At 64.9% G+C, this 15,965-nt stretch carries 10 protein-coding genes; 2 read left to right on the forward strand and 8 right to left on the reverse strand.

Annotated elements, in window-relative coordinates; all coding sequences use genetic code 11:
- Positions 1-326: 326 nt before the first annotated feature.
- From ASN89_RS21050 to galT, 5 genes are all read right to left on the reverse strand, one after another.
- Positions 327-4,163, reverse strand: a complete 3,837-nt coding sequence (locus ASN89_RS21050) for an NAD(P)-binding protein (protein WP_058050638.1) — start codon at positions 4,161-4,163, stop codon at positions 327-329.
- A 54-nt stretch (positions 4,164-4,217) separates the two neighbouring features.
- A complete protein-coding gene (locus ASN89_RS21055) occupies positions 4,218-5,957 on the reverse strand; it encodes a glycoside hydrolase family 2 protein (protein ID WP_046685630.1) in 1,740 nt (579 codons plus the stop codon).
- Between the two features lie 177 nt (positions 5,958-6,134).
- Positions 6,135-7,202 carry a galactokinase gene (galK, locus tag ASN89_RS21060; RefSeq protein WP_058050639.1) on the reverse strand — a complete coding sequence of 356 codons (1,068 nt, stop codon included), beginning with the start codon at positions 7,200-7,202 and terminating at the stop codon, positions 6,135-6,137.
- Positions 7,199-8,305, reverse strand: coding sequence for a M24 family metallopeptidase (locus ASN89_RS21065; protein ID WP_058050640.1), 1,107 nt, complete (start codon positions 8,303-8,305; stop codon positions 7,199-7,201). The genes galK and ASN89_RS21065 overlap by 4 nt, the downstream gene beginning before the upstream one ends.
- Positions 8,302-9,405, reverse strand: coding sequence for a galactose-1-phosphate uridylyltransferase (galT, locus tag ASN89_RS21070; RefSeq protein WP_058050641.1), 1,104 nt, complete (start codon positions 9,403-9,405; stop codon positions 8,302-8,304). The genes ASN89_RS21065 and galT overlap by 4 nt, the downstream gene beginning before the upstream one ends.
- 260 nt (positions 9,406-9,665) lie before the next feature.
- Here galT and ASN89_RS21075 point away from each other — a divergent pair, with 260 nt between their 5' ends.
- The gene (locus tag ASN89_RS21075; protein ID WP_058050642.1) at positions 9,666-10,664 is read left to right on the forward strand and encodes an LLM class flavin-dependent oxidoreductase; all 999 of its coding nucleotides are present in this window, start codon (positions 9,666-9,668) and stop codon (positions 10,662-10,664) included.
- A gap of 150 nt (positions 10,665-10,814) precedes the next feature.
- Positions 10,815-12,029 (forward strand): MFS transporter, encoded by a 1,215-nt coding sequence (locus tag ASN89_RS21080; protein WP_058050643.1) that lies wholly within the window; start codon positions 10,815-10,817, stop codon positions 12,027-12,029.
- Between the two features lie 143 nt (positions 12,030-12,172).
- On the opposite strand, the gene ASN89_RS21085 is transcribed toward ASN89_RS21080, so the two are convergent.
- The 3 genes from ASN89_RS21085 to ASN89_RS21095 all read right to left on the reverse strand — a co-directional run bounded on the left by ASN89_RS21085 (position 12,173) and on the right by ASN89_RS21095 (position 15,953).
- On the reverse strand, positions 12,173-13,786 hold the full coding sequence (locus ASN89_RS21085; RefSeq protein WP_058050644.1) for a M28 family peptidase: 1,614 nt from the start codon (positions 13,784-13,786) through the stop codon (positions 12,173-12,175).
- A 137-nt stretch (positions 13,787-13,923) separates the two neighbouring features.
- Positions 13,924-14,760 carry an HDOD domain-containing protein gene (locus tag ASN89_RS21090; protein WP_058050645.1) on the reverse strand — a complete coding sequence of 279 codons (837 nt, stop codon included), beginning with the start codon at positions 14,758-14,760 and terminating at the stop codon, positions 13,924-13,926.
- 116 nt (positions 14,761-14,876) lie between these two features.
- Positions 14,877-15,953 carry a BMP family ABC transporter substrate-binding protein gene (locus ASN89_RS21095; protein WP_058050646.1) on the reverse strand — a complete coding sequence of 359 codons (1,077 nt, stop codon included), beginning with the start codon at positions 15,951-15,953 and terminating at the stop codon, positions 14,877-14,879.
- Positions 15,954-15,965 lie beyond the last annotated feature (12 nt).

Raw genomic sequence — 15,965 nt, forward strand, 5'->3', positions numbered from 1 at the left:
TACATCCACCACGGTCAGGCCTGCAAGGTATGGCAAGACAAGACAGCCATCTTGCCTTGCCTTGCCTTGCCTTGCCTTGTCTTACTTTATCTTTTCCTTGCCATGCTTAGCCTTGCCATGTCTTGCTGTATCTTTTCCTTACCATACTTAGCATACTTAGCCTTGCCATGTCTCCTGCGAGCTACGCCCTGCAGCTTGCCATGCATCCTGCCTTGCAATACCTTCACTTGCCATGATCTTCGGTAGTTCCATGCCTCTTGCCTCTTGCCGGCGTCCTTGTTGAATCCACGCCGGGAGCGCCGTTGCCGCGCTCCCGGCGCAAGCGCCTACTCCACCATGCCCATCTTGCGCTGGCTTGCCGCCAGTCCGCCGATCAATTCCGCCGCCTTTTTCCCGGCCAGGAAGGCGTGGTCGGAATTATAGTATTCCCACTCGCTGTAGCGTCCCGCCAGCACGATGTCCTGCGTGGACAGCCATGCTTTCACCAGCGCCACGTTGGCGGCCCGCGCGTGGTCGTACACCACATAGGCGTACGGCATATCCACCTGGTTCGCTGCCAGCAGGCGGTCATCGTCGCGCAGCAAGCCCACCGCGATGCAATCGGCCACGCAGCGGTCGATCAGGGCCTGTCCATCGAGCGGCAACGGTTTCCAGGGCGAATAACTGATCTCGCATGTCAGGCCGAAACCGCCCGGCGCGTTGCAGTGGGGGCTGGCGTTACCTTGCAGGAAAATACGGTGGAATATCGTCTCTTCCGGATAGTAGATCCAGTGTTTCTCGCTGATGTTTTCACGCGCCACGCCCAGGTTAACGCAGCGCACAGAAATATGTCGCAAAGCGCGCGCCGCCGCCTGTACCTGCGGCGGCGCCTGCTCACCGATCAGGCGCACCAGCTGCGGCAAGGGCATGGTGCTCAGCAAATGCTGGTAACGGAAGCGGCGGCCATCGCCCAGCACGATCACGTGCTGGCGCGGCAAGACCTGCACCACATCGGCATTGAGTTCCAGCTTGCCTTGCAGGTGCGGCAGGAAGCCCGACATCAAGGCCTGGAAACCGCCGCGCAAGGGATAGCCGAAGCGCGCATTCGGACCCATCGGCCTGGCCACCGGTTCGAGCGCGCCCTCGATGATTTCTTCCAGGTTGGGCAAGGGCACCCGTCCGCCCAGCCACGACGTTTCCATCTCGGACAGGGGGACGGTCCACAATTTCTTGTTGTAGGGAATGGCGAAATGGCGGGCGATGCCGCTGCCCCACACCTGATGGATGAATTGTTCGAAATTGGGCGCCGTCTGGGCCTGGGCTTGGGCCGGCGCCGCCACGGCATCGTGCACCTGCTCCAGCCCCGTGCCGCCGTCGGCGCAGCAGTCTTCCACGACGCAGGCCGCTGCCGCTGCATTGCCGGGGGCGGCCGGCGCCTTGCCATAGCGCGCCTCGATGGCGCCGACGATGCACTCCTTGATGACGGCAGGCGGCAAGCCGTACAACGCCCCCTGGAAAGGATAGCGCGTGTAGACCTGCTTGCTGTAGACCCAGGCTTCGCGGTTTTGCCAGTGCAGGTTGTCGCCCAGCAAAGTGCGGTACATGTCGAGCACATAGTCATCATTGGAAAACATGATGTGGCCCGCGTGATCGAAGGTAAATCCGCGGTCCTGGATGGAGCGGCACCAGCCGCCCACGGCGGCATTTTTATCCAGCAGCAAAGTATCGGCGCCCAGGTGATAGGCGGCGCTCAGGCCCGTCGGACCGGCGCCGATAATGGCGCAGGCCACGGCTTGCGGCGCACCGGGGGGATGCAGCAGGTTGACATCGGCGCCGGTACCCGGTGCGGCGGCCTGCGCCGTGCCGGCGGCGGGCACCGCCTGGCGGGCGCCCTGTCCCGGCGGCGTCGTGTCGAGCAAGTTGCGCATCTGCTCCACCGTGGTATCCCAGGAGGTGGCTTCGACGACGGCGCGCATGCTGGCGGCCATGGCCGCGCGCTGTTCCGGCGTCGCGGCCAGCGCCGCCTCGCAAGCGGCGACAAAGGCTTCCGGCGTGTCGGCAATGGCCACGATGTGGCCATACGGCACGGCCACATCGGTGATCGAGGTGCTGACGATGGGCAGCTGCGCCGCCATGTATTCGAGCACCTTGGTCGGGCTGATGAAGCGGGTCGCTTCATTTCTGGCGAAGGGCAGCAGGCAAACGTCCCAGCCGGCCAGGAAGTGCGGCAGCGCCTGGTAAGGCTGCTGGCCCAGGTAATGGATATTCTGCCGCTGCGGCAGGCTGGCCGGGTCGATCTTGAGGATGGGGCCGACCAGCACGATTTGCCAATCGGGATGGGCGTCGGCCAGCGCCGCCACCAGGGCCGGCTCGAAACGCTCGTCGATCACGCCGTAATAGCCGAGCCTGGGCCTACCGATCTCCGCCTGCGCGGGATGGCCATTGTGGCGGTCCAGCGCCTGTTCGAAGTGCACGGTGTCGACGCTGCTGGCGAAGCAATGGACGTTGGCGTGGCGCGTGCGCTTCGCCTCGAACAGACTGGGGCCGCCCGCGAACACAAGGTCGGCGCGCGCCAGCAAGGCCGTCTCGCGCTGCAACAGCTGGCGCGGCGCATTCTTGAATGCGGCCAGTTCATCCATGCAGTCATACACGACCAGGCCCGCATGCAGGGCCGGCAGCAGCGGCAGCGCCATCGGCGTGTAGAACCACACGATGGGGTCGTCGGCAGGCGTGATCTGGCTCAGCAGGGGCTGCAGCACGGCCAGCTGGTCGTCGTGAAAACCGGGTGCCTGCACGGCCGTGCGGGGCTGGCACACGGTCACGTTCGGCGCAGGCGTGGACAGTTCCAGCGTACCCGGCCCATCGTGCCAGACGGGTTCCTCGACGAAGACCACGCGATAGAATTGCGCCAGCCGCGACAGCAGCTGTTGCGGACGCTGATACACGAAATTCCAGCGCAAATGGGAAAAAACGATGATGGTTCGCATGCCAGTTCCTTTCTGCCCCGCCGGGGCAAACGTTGAACAAAGTTGTCCGGTCAGGCGCTGCGCCTGCCGTAGTGCCGTCGCGTAAGGGAGCACCAATATGCGCCGCAACCGCTCCGTCCCTTCGCCGTCCAGGCCGAGATCCCAAAGGCCGCTGTGGTGCCAGTGGCTGGCATCGTCCCAGTCGGGCCGGTCGATGACGGGATAGATGCAGATGCCGCGCAGCGCGGCGCCATGCTGGACGGCCAGCGCCGCCTCGGCGGCCACGTCGCGTATCCAGGCGCCGCGTCCGCTGCCCACGTGGCTCGTTTCCGCCAGCAGCAGGGGCCGCTGGTAGCGCGCCTGCACTTCCAGCAGCAGCTGGTGCAAGGGCATGCGGCGCGGCTCGCCCAGGTGCCACCACAGGCGCAAATTGCTGCCGCTTTCCCACTGGTTGCTGTGGTAATAGTTCAGGCCGACCAAGTCCAGATAGCGAGGCGCGCCGCCCAGTTCCGGCGCTTGCCGGCCGCACAGCATGTCCCACGCTTCGAATTGCGAAGCGCGCCAAGCGGCCGCCTGGTCGACCCAGTCCGTGCGTCCGGGTGGTGCCGTCACGTGGATCAGGGGATCGCATTGCAGGAAGCGCGCCTGCGGGCTGACGGCGCGGATGGCGTCGCAGCCGGCCACGGTGGCGCGCACCAGCTGCCGCTTGCCTTCGTGGCCCGCATCGGGTCGGTACATGTTCAGGCACTGGAACATGTGCACCGACAAGCCCCAGCTGGTAAACGAGATTTCATTGATGGGTGAATACACGGGCGCGCTGCCCGCATACGGCGCGAGGAACTGCGCTGCTGCCCGGCAATAGCGGGCAAAGCGCGGCACGAAGTCGGGTGAAAACAGGTCGAGGTCGGCCGGCCAGCCGTAGTGGCAGAAGGTCCAGTTGATCTGCAGCCCCAGTTCCTGCGCCACGGCGGCGCGCTCCTCGATAAAGGAAAAATCGAACAGGCCATCGCGTTCGGCCAGGCGCCAGCCTATGCTTTCGCGCACGCTGCGGATGCCGAACTGGCGCAGCAGCAGGTAGTCTTCGCGCACCCTGTCCAGGTGGCCCGTGGCGCGGTTCATGTCCAGCGCCTGGCCGCCATGGGTGACGTGGTCGGCGCCCTCGTAGCCCGCCTGCCAGTAAGTAAGGAACGGCGCTGCCGCGCCATCGGTATCGGCCATGCCTGCCCCTCTTGATGTATGGACCAGATGAAACGTGCCAGACCCGGCTTGCGTTCAATTGAGCCGGATATTGCGGGTGGCCGCGCTGAGCAACTCCAGCGCGGCCTTCGGCGTTCGGTCCGCCGTCAGCAGACCATTGGTTTCCTGGAAGGTGTCGGCGAACTGCGTGTAGCAAAAACCGCTGAACATCTGCGCCGTGTTGACGACGTTCATCAGGCGCCGGTAGATATCGAGGAAGGCAGCCTCGTTGCCCACCCGCGCATAGCCCCAGGTTTCCGCCGATTCGCTCTGTTCCCGGTCAAAGGCGATGCCGCCAAATTCCGTGAGGACGATGGGCTGGCCCCGGTGCGGAAAGCCGTCGAGCGTGAGGATGCGCCCGCCCGGGCGACGCTGGTCGAACAAGGTGGTGCGGGCCGAATCGCTGATCGCATAGCGCGCCTGCAGCCGTTCCGGATCGCAGTCGTAGTCGTGGATGCCGAGGATGTCGGTAGCCGACGCTTCCCAGCCATCGTTGCCGATCACGGGCCGCGTGGGGTCGAGCGTGCGCGTCAGGTGGTACAGCGCCTCGACGGCGTTGCGGTGGGCCTGGATGGCCGTCAGGTTGGGCACGCCCCACGACTCGTTGAACGGCACCCAGACGAGGATGCACGGATGGCTGTAGTCGCGCTCGATCACGTCCGTCCATTCACGCACCATGCGCGTAATGGCCTTGCTGGAAAAACGGTAGGTCGATGGCATTTCTTCCCACACCAGCAAGCCCAGGCGGTCGGCCCAGTACAGGTAGCGCGGATCCTCGATCTTCTGGTGCTTGCGCACGCCGTTGAAACCCAGGGCCTTGGCCAGTTCCACGTCGCGCCGCAGGGCGTCGTCGGATGGCGCCGCCAGCAGGGTGTCGGGCCAGTAGCCCTGGTCGAGCACGAGGCGCAGCGGATACGGCCGGCCATTGAGCATGAAGCGGTCGCGGTTGATGGCCACCGAGCGCAGCGCCGTGTACGATTTGACCGTATCGAGCAGCTCGTCGCCATGCCACAAAGTCACTTCGGCATCGAGCAGGATGGGCCGTTCCGGACTCCACAGCAGTTCGTTGCGCGAATCGTCGATGCCGGGATCGGACAGGGCGATCTTGCGGCTCGCTTCGTTCTCGATCAGCTTGTACTGGTCGTCGGCCAGCAGGTTGTCGCCATGCCAGATGCGCACGGCCACCGTGAGGTCATCCTGCAGGTCGCCCGTGGCGAACACGTCGCAGCCAATCTCGTAGCCCTCGAACACGGGTGTCCAGCGCAGCTTGCCGATATAGGTGGCCGCCACGCGCTCGATCCATACGCTTTGCCAGATGCCCGTGGTGCGCGGATACCAGATGGAATGAGGCAGCAGCTGCCAGTCCTGCTTGCCGCGCGGCTTGGCCAGGTCGTGCGGATCGTCCTCGACGCGTACCGTCAGCACTTGCGGCCCGTCGGGCAGCAGCGCATGGCTGATGTTGGCGACAAACGGCGTATGGCCGCCCTCGTGGTCGGCTACCACATGGCCGTTCAGCCATACCTTGGCATGGTAGTCGACGGCGCCGAAGTGCAGCAGCACGCAGGGTCCGCCCGGCTGCAGCAAAAATTCGCGCTGGTACCAGCAGACGCGGTGAAAGCCACGGTCGCCCACGCCGCTGGCTTGCGATTCCGGCGGGAACGGCACGATGATGTCGTGCGTCCAGTCGATGCCGCCGTCGGGCAGCCGGTAGCGCCGCTCATTGTCAAAGGTAAAACGCCAGGCGCCGTTCAGGGATTGCCAGTTTTCGCGCACCATCTGCGGGCGGGGATACGCGAAACCGCCCTCGCCAGGCAGGGCTGTACCGGCCTGTGCATCATTCGTATCGGGGGGGGAGAGGTGGTCATTGAGCATGCCTGTTGGAGGCATGCGGCACTTAGCAAGTTCCAAAGAAAGAGGCTTGCTTTCTCACGCATGAGCCAGATCAAACCACGCTCAATTCAGGGGAACCACCATGCGTGCGCTGTGTCCTTCCGCGTTAAAGCGCTGCACCACCGTGCGCCCCGTGCTGGCCGCGCACTGCTTGCGGCACAGGGCCACGCAGGCGCCGCCAAAACCGGCGCCCGTCAGGCGCGCGCCGTACACGGCCGATTGCGCCGACAGCAGCGCCACCAAGGTATCGAGCACCGGCAGCGACACTTCGTAGTCGTCGCGCAGGCTGGCGTGCGACAGCGTCATCAACTGGCCGAACAGCACGGGACCATGCTGGCCGCACGCTTGCAGCACGCGCAGGTTTTCGCTGACCACGTGGCGCGCGCGGCGGCGGTACGGCTCGGGCAAGCCTTCCACCAAGGAAGGCTCGCGCACGTCGCGCAGCGCCGCCACGCCCAGCAGGCGCGCCGCCTGTTCGCACTCGGCGCGCCGCACGTTGTACGCGCTGCCGGCCAGGGTGCGCGGCACGCCGCTGTCGATCACCAGCACCTCGCTGTCGTGCGGCAGCGCCAGCAATTCATGGCGCAGGGTGCGCGCATCGAGCAGCAGCATGTGGCGCTCGTCGGCCAGGCTGGACGCCATCTGATCCATCACGCCGCAATTGACTTGCGCGTAGCGGATTTCCGCCTGCTGCCCCATCAGCGCCAGCGACACGTCGTCAATCTGCAGCCCCAGCAGCTGGCGCAGCGCGCGCAGCATGGCGATCTCCAGCGCCGCGCTGCTCGACAGGCCGGCGCCCGGCGGCACGTCGGAATCAATATGGGCGCGCACGGCCGGCACGGCCACGCCGCGCTCCTCGAGCAGGCGGATGCAGCCTTCCAGGTAGCGGCCGAAACCGGGCGGCGCGGCGCACTGACGCTCGAAACGCACGAGTTCGTCAAGGGTCGCCGAATAGAACTGATGGTGGCCGTCGGTGGCCAGCGCCAGCATCACCCGCGTGCGCTGCGGCGTGGCGCACGGCAGCATGTAGCCATCGTTGTAGTCCGTATGCTCGCCCAGCAGGTTGACCCTGCCCGGCGCCGACGCCGCCACCACGGGGACGGCGCCGAAATACGCGTCGGGGGTGATCATGGCAACTCCAGGGTCAGCGGCCGCAGCCGTCCCTGCACCGTTGCCGCCGGCCAATCCGGGTCGCAGGTCAGGTTGTCCAGGCGCCCGCCGCTGAGCACGAAAGTGTCCTCCACCATGCTGCCAGGCAAGCTGGGATGGAAGGCCAGGGCCATGCCTTCCTTCAAGGCGATTTCCGTGTGCGCGCCGGCCGCCACTTCGGGCGAGCGGTAGCCGGCGATGCCGCCCTGCCGGAATTCCTGCACCGTATCGGGCTGGCCCGCATACGCATAGGCGCTGTCGAGCGCGTGATACACCATGCTCAGCGCATGCCCCACCGCGCAGGCATCGAGCGCCACCGCTTCCAGCGCCAGGATGGTCGCGTCCGCTTCGCCCATGCCGTCGCGCGCGGGACGGAAGCGGCGCTGGCGGCTCAGGCTGGCGCACAGGCCGTAAGCTTGCGCACACAGCGCCAGCACGGCCCGCTCGCCCAGCGGCGACGCGGCCGGCGGCGCGCGCCGGTAGCGCTCGAAGCGTTCGGCACCCGCCGCCAGCACGTACACGGCGTGCAGGCCGCGCGACCACAGGGCGCGGGCGCAGGCGCCGGCCAGATCCTGCTCGCTCCAGTCGGGACGCGCGGCGCGCAGTGCTTCGCTGGCGGCCGCGGCGGCCAAGCGTCCCACTTCACGGTAGCGCGCCTGTTCCGGCGCCAGCAAGGGCAGGCGCTCCTCGCGCAGGGCGGCGGGCAGGCTGCGTTCATGCAGGCCCGGCCGGTCGCACAGCACGGGCCGCCCTCCCGCCGCATGCTGCACGAAATGCTCGCGCAATTCGGCCAGTCGGGGCTGCATCCACGGCGTCACTTGCCACGTCCAGCTGCCGCGCACTTCTTCGTGGCGCAGCCGCTGCGCCTCGGCCGCATCCGTCAGGATATAGGCCGCGTCGCGCGTGACGAGCACCTCGGCGCAGCCGCACTCGGCCCACTGGCTGGGGCTGCAGGACGCGCCCGCCGTGGCCCAGGCGAACCAGTCCACGCCGCGCAGGCGCACGGCGCCAGCCCTTTCCTGTTCCAGCCAGCCCCGCATCTGCGCCAGTTTATGGGCAATTTCCAGTTCCACATTCCAGTTCATGCGATTTCCTCTGCCATATTCCATGCCACGCGCACTTGCTGCAACTGCCGTGCCGATTCCTCGGGTAAGGCATCCATGGCGTACATGCCGGCGCCCAGCTCGGTGCCGGCCAGGTATTTGAGCCGTTCGCGCGTGCGGTACGGCGGATAAAACTGTGCGTGCAGCTGCGTTTCCGGATGCGCGCGGCCGTCTGTCGGCGCCTGGTACCAGGCCATCAGATAGGGCATCTCGCGCTGCCACAGGCCGTCGTATTTCAGCAAGACGGTTTTCAGGGCACGCGCCAGGTCATCGCGCTGTTCCACCGACAAGGCCGCAAAGCTGTCCGTCTGCCGCCGCGGCATCACCCACGCCTCATATGGGTAGCGGGCGCAGGCGGGAACAAAAGCGATGGCTTCCGGTCCCAGGTACAGCAATCGCTCACCGCCATCGGCCTCGCGCCGCGCCATGTCCACCAGCATTGCCCGGCCATGCTCGGCGAAATACATGCGTTCCTGCTCCAGCATGCGCGCCGCCACCGGTGGAACAAAGGGATAGGCGTAGATCTGGCCATGCGGATGGTGCAGGGTCACGCCCACTTCCGCGCCACGGTTTTCGAACGGCAGCACGTAGGCGATGCCGGGCCGCTTGGCAAGCTCCTGCGTGCGCGCGGCCCACGCTTGCAGCAGCAAGACGATGTGACTGACGGGCAAGGTGCCCAGCGAGGCGCCGGCATCCTGGGCGAACACCACCACTTCGCAATGGCCGCTGGCGGGCGCCGTGGCCACCGTCAAGGCAGGCGGATCGTGGGCGTCCAGCGCCAGGGTGGGAAAGCGGTTGTCGAAGACGGCGATATCGTAGTCGCCGGCAGGCAATTCCGTCGGATGCGCGGGATCGCGCGTGGGCGCCAACGGGTTGTACTCTGGCGGAGGGAGGAAGGTGCGGCCCTGGCGGTAAGCCGCATACGCGACCCACTCGCCGCGCAAGGGATGCCAGCGCAAGTGCGGATTGGCTTCCTGCGGCAGGGGGAAAGGACTCGGCGCAACGCCAGCGACGACGATGAGACGCCGGCTGTAAAGGGTCAGCTGGCGCCCGTCGGGCTTGACGAGTTGCTTGCAGTACATGATGTTTCACAATCTTAAGACATGAATTCTTAAGACTGGGGCTGGCAAGGAAAGTTCCAGAGTTTGCGGCGATTCCGCCAGTTCCAGTAGCACCGCCCCCAGCCGGCACGAGTTTTTTACCGATCAGTACGCAAATTCCCGATTCGCATTATCATGTGCACAGCCTGTCATCCCTGCCGCTTTCAAGGCCGACCCTATTGTCGTCAGGGGATAGACAAATCGTCCATTGTGATTTTCCACCACGTCCCGATATCGCTACCATGATTCCATTTTCCATACTCGACCTGGCCCCCATCGCCGAAGGCAGCGACGCCAGCCAGTCGTTCAAGAACACGCTCGACCTGGCGCAGCACGGCGAACGCTGGGGCTACAACCGCTACTGGCTGGCCGAACACCACGGCATGCCCGGCATTGCCAGCGCCGCCACGGCCGTCGTCATCGCCCATGTGGCGGCCGGCACGACAACCATCCGTGTGGGTGCAGGCGGCGTGATGCTGCCGAACCACTCGCCGCTCGTCATCGCGGAACAGTTCGGCACCCTGGAAGCGCTGCATCCGGGCCGCATCGACCTGGGCCTGGGCCGCGCGCCCGGCTCCGACCAGACGACGGCGCGCGCCCTGCGCCGCGACCTGCAGTCCGACGCGGAACAATTTCCGCAGGACGTGCTGGAATTGATCGACTATATGTCCGACGAGCCGCGCCAGCGCGTGCTGGCCGTACCCGGCAAGGGCGCGAAAGTGCCCGTGTGGATACTGGGCTCGAGCCTGTTCGGCGCCCAGCTGGCCGCCCACCTGGGCTTGCCGTATGCATTCGCCTCGCACTTCGCGCCGCAGATGATGATGCAAGCCGTGGCCTATTACCGCGAACATTTCAAGCCGTCAAAACAATTGGCGAAACCGTACGTGATGCTGGGTTTTAATGTATTTGCCGCCGATACGGATGCCGAGGCGCACTTGCGCGCCACGTCGATGCAGCAGGCCTTCGTCAACCTGCGCACGGGCCGCCCGTCGCGTCTGCAGCCACCCGTGCCCGGCTACCTCGAACAATTGGGCCCGCAGGAACGCGCCATGCTCGACTCCGTCCTGTCCTGCACGGCCATCGGCGCGCCGGACACCGTGAAGGCGAAAATGGCCACCTTCATCGCCGAAACGGGCGCCGACGAGCTGATGATCACTTCGCAGATCTTCGAGCACCAGCACCGGCTGCGCTCGTATGAAATCACGGCGCAGGTGCATGCGGAACTGGCAAGCGCGCAGTAAGTTTTAACTCTCTCCCTCGGTATATTTCCCTATACCCTTTTCCCGGCCGTCGGCAACGATCGCCGGGATTTTTTTGCCTGCCCGGCAAGAAAAGCGCAGCCCCGCTATCATGCTCATCCAAAAGCATCATTCGAAGAAAGTTGTAACCGCATGAAATCCGCACCTTCCACCGTAGACGCCAGCGCCCTGCTGACGTCGACCCGCATCCTGTTGTTCGCCCTGTCCGCCGGCGTGCTTGTCGCCAGCCTCTACTACGTGCAGCCGCTCACATCCATGCTGGCCGCCTCGTTTGGCGTCAGCGTGCCGCAAGCGGGCTACCTGGTCACGGCCACGCAGATCGGCTATGTGCTGGGCATCGTGTTCCTGGTCCCCCTCAGCGACGTACTGAACCGCCGCCAGTTGCTGACGTGGATGCTGATTGCCAAGATAGCAGCCCTGCTGCTGGCCGCCACCAGCCAGAACATCATCATCTTTGCCATCGCCAGCGTCTTGATGGGCATCACCTCCAGCGCCCTGATGGTGGTCACGGCCATGGTGGCCTCGTATGCGCCCGATCACAGCCGGGGCCGCATGGTGGGCACCGTCATGACGGGCTTGTTGCTGGGTATCTTGCTGGCGCGCACCGTCTCCGGCACCGTGTCGCAGATCAGCGGCGGCTGGCGCACCGTCTACGTGCTGGCCGCCATCGTCGTGGCCGCCCTGCTCGTCATGCTGCGCCGCATCCTGCCGAACGAGGCGCCGCGTGGCACGCTGCAATATGGAAAATTGCTGGCCTCCTTGGCCGACATCATCCGCCAGGAACCGTTGCTGCGCCAGCGCGCCCTGTTCTCGGGCCTGGGCCTGGGCACCTTCAGCGTATTCTGGACGGGGCTGACCTTCTTGCTCAGCGGCGCCCCGTATCACTATTCGGAAATGCAGATCGGCCTGTTCGGCCTGGCGGGCGCCACGGGCGCGTTTGCCGCCAACACGGCGGGCCGCATGGCCGACCGCGGCTACGCGCGCCAGGCCACCTGGCTGCTGGCCGTGGCCTCCATTGCGGGCTGGGCATTGATCGGCTTTGGGGCCCATTCGCTGGTGCTGCTGCTGATCGGCATCGTCCTGCTGGACATGGGCGTGATGGGCTTGCAAGTGACGCACCAGTCCATCATCTATAAACTGGCACCGCATGCGCGCGCAAGGGTGACCACCGTGTTCATCGCGGGCGGCTTCATCGGCGCATCGGCAGGCTCGGCCCTGGCCAGCGCCAGCTTTGCCGCCGGCGGCTGGCCCGCCCTGTGCATGGTAGGCGGCGCCATGCCGCTGCTGATGCTGATCGTGTGGAGCAAGTACCGGCACACGCAGCGGCGGCTGGAACGGGCAGCCTGATCCGACGCTGCAGCGCCAGCCATGTTGTCGGGTTACGCGCTGGCGCGCTAACCCGACCTACGTGGCTTGTTTCACCAGTATCAGGCGTAGGTCGGATTAGCTCGTAGAGCGTAATCCGACAACATTGTTGGCACAAACACCCCTTACTTTGCAGCCTGTTCGCGCGCCTTGCCAAACGCATCGCCCGCCTTCCAGGCCGGCATCTTCGCCGCGTTCGCCACGGCTAGGCCCAGGTTCAAGGTGAACTGGGCCTGCTGCGTCATGCCCGACAAATCCCAGCTAGGATCGTACTCATCGCTGACTTGATGGTAGCGGGGGCCGTAGGAGGACGCCTTGGCTTTCGACTTTTCCACGTCCTTGATGTACTCGCGTCCGCCATTGATGGAAAACGCGGGCACGCCTGCCTTGGCAAAGCTGAAATGGTCGCTGCGGAAATAGCCGCCGGCCAGGTCGGGACGCGCTTGCGCGATGTGCATGCCCATGGCTTTGGCGGTTGCCGCCGCCATGGCGCCCAGCTCCGTGCGCTCGCTGCCCTGCGCGCCGATGTCGTGCGTGGCGCCCACGAAATTCAGGCTATCCAGATTCAGCGCGGCGGCCGTCTTGTTCAAGGGCCACAGCGGATCGGCCGCATACGCAGCGCTGCCCAGCAAGCCTTGTTCCTCGGCCGCCACCCACAGGAAGATCTGCGTGCGCTTGGCAGGCTTTTTCACGGCTTCCTGCGCCATGGCCAGCAGGCCGGCCGTGCCCGAGGCATTGTCGACGGCGCCGTTGTAAATCGTATCTCCAGTATCTCCTTGCTTGCCCAGGTGGTCCCAGTGGCCGCTGTAGATGACGGCTTCCTCTTTCAGTGCCGGATCCGTGCCCGGCACCATGCCGACGATATTGAACTGTTCAACCTTGCGCACGGCCGACTTCATTTCGCCGCTCAGCTTGGCATTCAATGCGACGGCCTTGAAGTCCTTGTTTTCTGCTTGGGCGCGCAAGGCGTCCAGGTCCTGCCCGCCGGCCGCAAACAGGCGGCGCGCCGCGTCTTCCGCGATCCAGCCTTGCAGCGGCGTGCCGGCCGTGCGGTCGGCCAGTTGAAAACGTTCGCTGCCGCTCCAGCTGTTCTGTACCACGCTCCAGTCGTACGAAGCCGATGGTTTCGTATGAATCAGCAATACGCCAGCGGCGCCCTGGCGCTTGGCTTCCTCGAATTTGTACGTCCAGCGGCCGTAATAGGTCAGCGCCTTGCCGGCAAAGCGGTTGGGTTCGGCAGCGGTCGGTTGCGGGTCGTTGACCATCATGATGACGATCTTGTTTTTGACATCGGCACCCTTGAAATCGTTCCAGCCCTCTTCCGGCGCCGTGATGCCGTAGCCGACAAATACCAGTGAAGCATCGAAGGTGTGGGCGGCAACGGAGTCGCCCGTGGCCCACACCCAGTCCGGACCGAAGGCCAGCGGCACGGTCTTGCCGCCCGCCACCGCCTGCAGGCTGCTCTCTTGCGGCAAGGATTTCACGCCGGCGATCTGCACGCTCTGGCGGTAGCTGTTGCCGCGCACGGGTTTCAAGCCGGCCATCTGCGCCTGCGTTTCCAGATACGCCACCGTCAGGTCGGCGCCGCGCTGGCCTGTGCCCCGGCCTTCCAATAAATCGTTGGACAGGAAGGCCAGGTGGGCGCGCAAGGGCGCTTCCTGCACCACGGGCAAACCGGTCGCGGCCTGGGCGGAAAACGCCAGCGCGGTCAAGGTCAGGGAAGAAAACAGCTTCTGCATAAGATCCTTTGGGTAAGAGGAGGAAAGCGGTCCGGCGGATAGCCGGGCCGGCGATTGTATGCCATGGGCAAAGAGGGATCAAAATGCGGACGAAAAAAATCCCCGCGGCAAGGGCGGGGATTTTGCAGAGGAAACGTTCAGACCAGCAAGGCCGCCGTCAGGGATTCGATCTCTTCCGCCGATTCCTCGAGGATGGTGTGCAGGGTGCTGCCGCCGATGCCGAAATCGATCTTCGCCGCCGCCTGGCGCCGCGCGGCGCTTTCCGGCGGGTGCAGGGGCGAACCGATGGGCGACAGATCGTTGGCCAGCACCAGGGTCGCGCCCAAGGTGCGGGGCGGGAACGTGCTGCCGCCATGCCACATGCCTTCGACAGCCTGCAAGACCATGTCGGGCACTTGCAGCTGGCGCAGCACGCCGCGGCCGATCAGCTTTTCGCCGTATTCGATCCAGTCTTCGGTATTGTCGTCCAGCAAACCCGGATATTCCTCGGCGCGCGACAGCAGATAAAAGCCGCCCACTTCGTGCACGATGGCGGCAAACATGGCCGTTTCCACGTCCACGTGCGTGACTTTCCGCGCGATCACCTGGCTCAGCGCGGCCACGTGAGCTGTATGCTCCCACAGCTTGGCCGCCTTGGCGCGCAATTGCGGGTCCGTGATCTGGCTGCCCAGCTGGCGCACGATGACGGACGCCACCATCGATTTCAAGGTGGCAAAGCCCAGGCGCGAGACGGCCGCGCGCACGTTGGCGATTTCATTGCCGGAACGGTTGTAGGCAGCCGAGTTGGCCAAGGCCACGACCCGGGCCGACAGCAGCGGCTCGGCCATGACCATGCGGGCGGCCGCTTCGATATGGCAATCGGGGTCGTCCAGCGCTTCCTGCAGCTTCAAGGTGGCCTTGACGTTGGCGGGGAACGTCAGCTCGCCCTTGCTCGCTTGCAGCGCGATAATCTTGAATACTTCCAGTCTGTCCATGGGTCGATCTCCGGTACGGGCCTGTTCGGGCTCTGCTGTGTTGGATGGGCCGGGAATGCGCTCCCGGCCCGGCTCCCGTTTCCGGCAATATTACAGCAAGTTTATACTCAAACCTATTACTTTCCGGAAACTTTACCGGCCACGCCTTCGACAAAATAATCCATCTTTGTCAGGGCCGCATCGTCCAGCACGCCTTTGTCCAGGCGCACCTTGCCATCGTTATCCTTGATCGGCGCGCTGAAGGGATTGAGCTTGCCAGCTACCAAGTCTTTCTCGCGCGCCAATACAAACTGTTTCACGTCGGCGGGCACGGCGGCGTTGATGCCTTCCAATTTGACCATGCCATCCTTGATGCCGCCCCAGGTGCTGCTGGACTTCCACGTACCGTCGAGCACGGCTTGGGCCTGCTTCGTGTAGTAGTCGCCCCAATGATGGGTGACGGCGGCCAGCTGCGCTTTCGGCCCGTACTTTTTCATATCCGAGTGGTAGGCAATCGCATACTTGCCCTTTTCTTCCGCGGCCTGCACGACGGCGGTCGAGTCCGTATGGTGGGTGACCACGTCAGCGCCCTGGCCGATCAGGGTGATGGCCGCGTCGCGCTCCTTGCCCGGGTCGAACCAGCTATTGACCCACACCACTTTCACCTCCGCCTTGGGGTCGACGCTGCGCATGCCGCGCGTAAAAGCGTTAACTCCCTGCAACACTTCCGGGATGGGGAATGCCGCCACATAACCGGCCACATGGGTCTTGCTCATCTTGCCCGCCAGTACGCCGGCCAGGTAGCGGCCCTCGTAGAAACGGGCATTCGTGTTGGCCACGTTGACGGCCGTCTTGTAGCCCGTCAAATGAATGAACTTCACATTAGGAAATTGTTTCGCCACTTTCAAGGTGGGATTCATGTAGCCGAACGAGGTCGTGATGACCAGCTTGCTTCCCGTTTGCGCCAGGTCGCGGATCACCCGTTCCGCATCGGCGCTTTCCGGCACGTTTTCCACATACTTGGTGGTGATCTTGCTGCCCAGCGCCTTTTCCATTTCCTTGCGGGCCTGGTCGTGCTGGGTGGTCCAGCCCGCGTCGCCGATGGGGCTGATGTAAACAAAACCGACATTCAATGGAGCGGCAGCGGGCGCGGCGGCCACGGCAGGCATCAGAATGGCACTGCAAACGGCGGCGCACAACAGTTTCTTGGACATGGTTTTCCTTGT

Source organism: Janthinobacterium sp. Ant5-2-1 (assembly GCF_001445815.1).
Taxonomy (GTDB): domain Bacteria; phylum Pseudomonadota; class Gammaproteobacteria; order Burkholderiales; family Burkholderiaceae_D; genus Janthinobacterium; species Janthinobacterium lividum_E.

What these genes read in the sequence shown, in the direction of transcription:
- ASN89_RS21065 (WP_058050640.1), bottom strand. Translation starts at nt 8,305, where the DNA reads ATGAACTGGAATGTGGAACTGGAAATTGCCCATAAACTGGCGCAGATG.
- ASN89_RS21080 (WP_058050643.1), top strand. Translation starts at nt 10,815, where the DNA reads ATGAAATCCGCACCTTCCACCGTAGACGCCAGCGCCCTGCTGACGTCG.
- ASN89_RS21085 (WP_058050644.1), bottom strand. Translation starts at nt 13,786, where the DNA reads ATGCAGAAGCTGTTTTCTTCCCTGACCTTGACCGCGCTGGCGTTTTCC.
- ASN89_RS21075 (WP_058050642.1), top strand. Translation starts at nt 9,666, where the DNA reads ATGATTCCATTTTCCATACTCGACCTGGCCCCCATCGCCGAAGGCAGC.
- ASN89_RS21050 (WP_058050638.1), bottom strand. Translation starts at nt 4,163, where the DNA reads ATGGCCGATACCGATGGCGCGGCAGCGCCGTTCCTTACTTACTGGCAG.
- ASN89_RS21090 (WP_058050645.1), bottom strand. Translation starts at nt 14,760, where the DNA reads ATGGACAGACTGGAAGTATTCAAGATTATCGCGCTGCAAGCGAGCAAG.
- galK (WP_058050639.1), bottom strand. Translation starts at nt 7,202, where the DNA reads ATGATCACCCCCGACGCGTATTTCGGCGCCGTCCCCGTGGTGGCGGCG.
- ASN89_RS21095 (WP_058050646.1), bottom strand. Translation starts at nt 15,953, where the DNA reads ATGTCCAAGAAACTGTTGTGCGCCGCCGTTTGCAGTGCCATTCTGATG.
- ASN89_RS21055 (WP_046685630.1), bottom strand. Translation starts at nt 5,957, where the DNA reads ATGGTGCGCGAAAACTGGCAATCCCTGAACGGCGCCTGGCGTTTTACC.
- galT (WP_058050641.1), bottom strand. Translation starts at nt 9,405, where the DNA reads ATGTACTGCAAGCAACTCGTCAAGCCCGACGGGCGCCAGCTGACCCTT.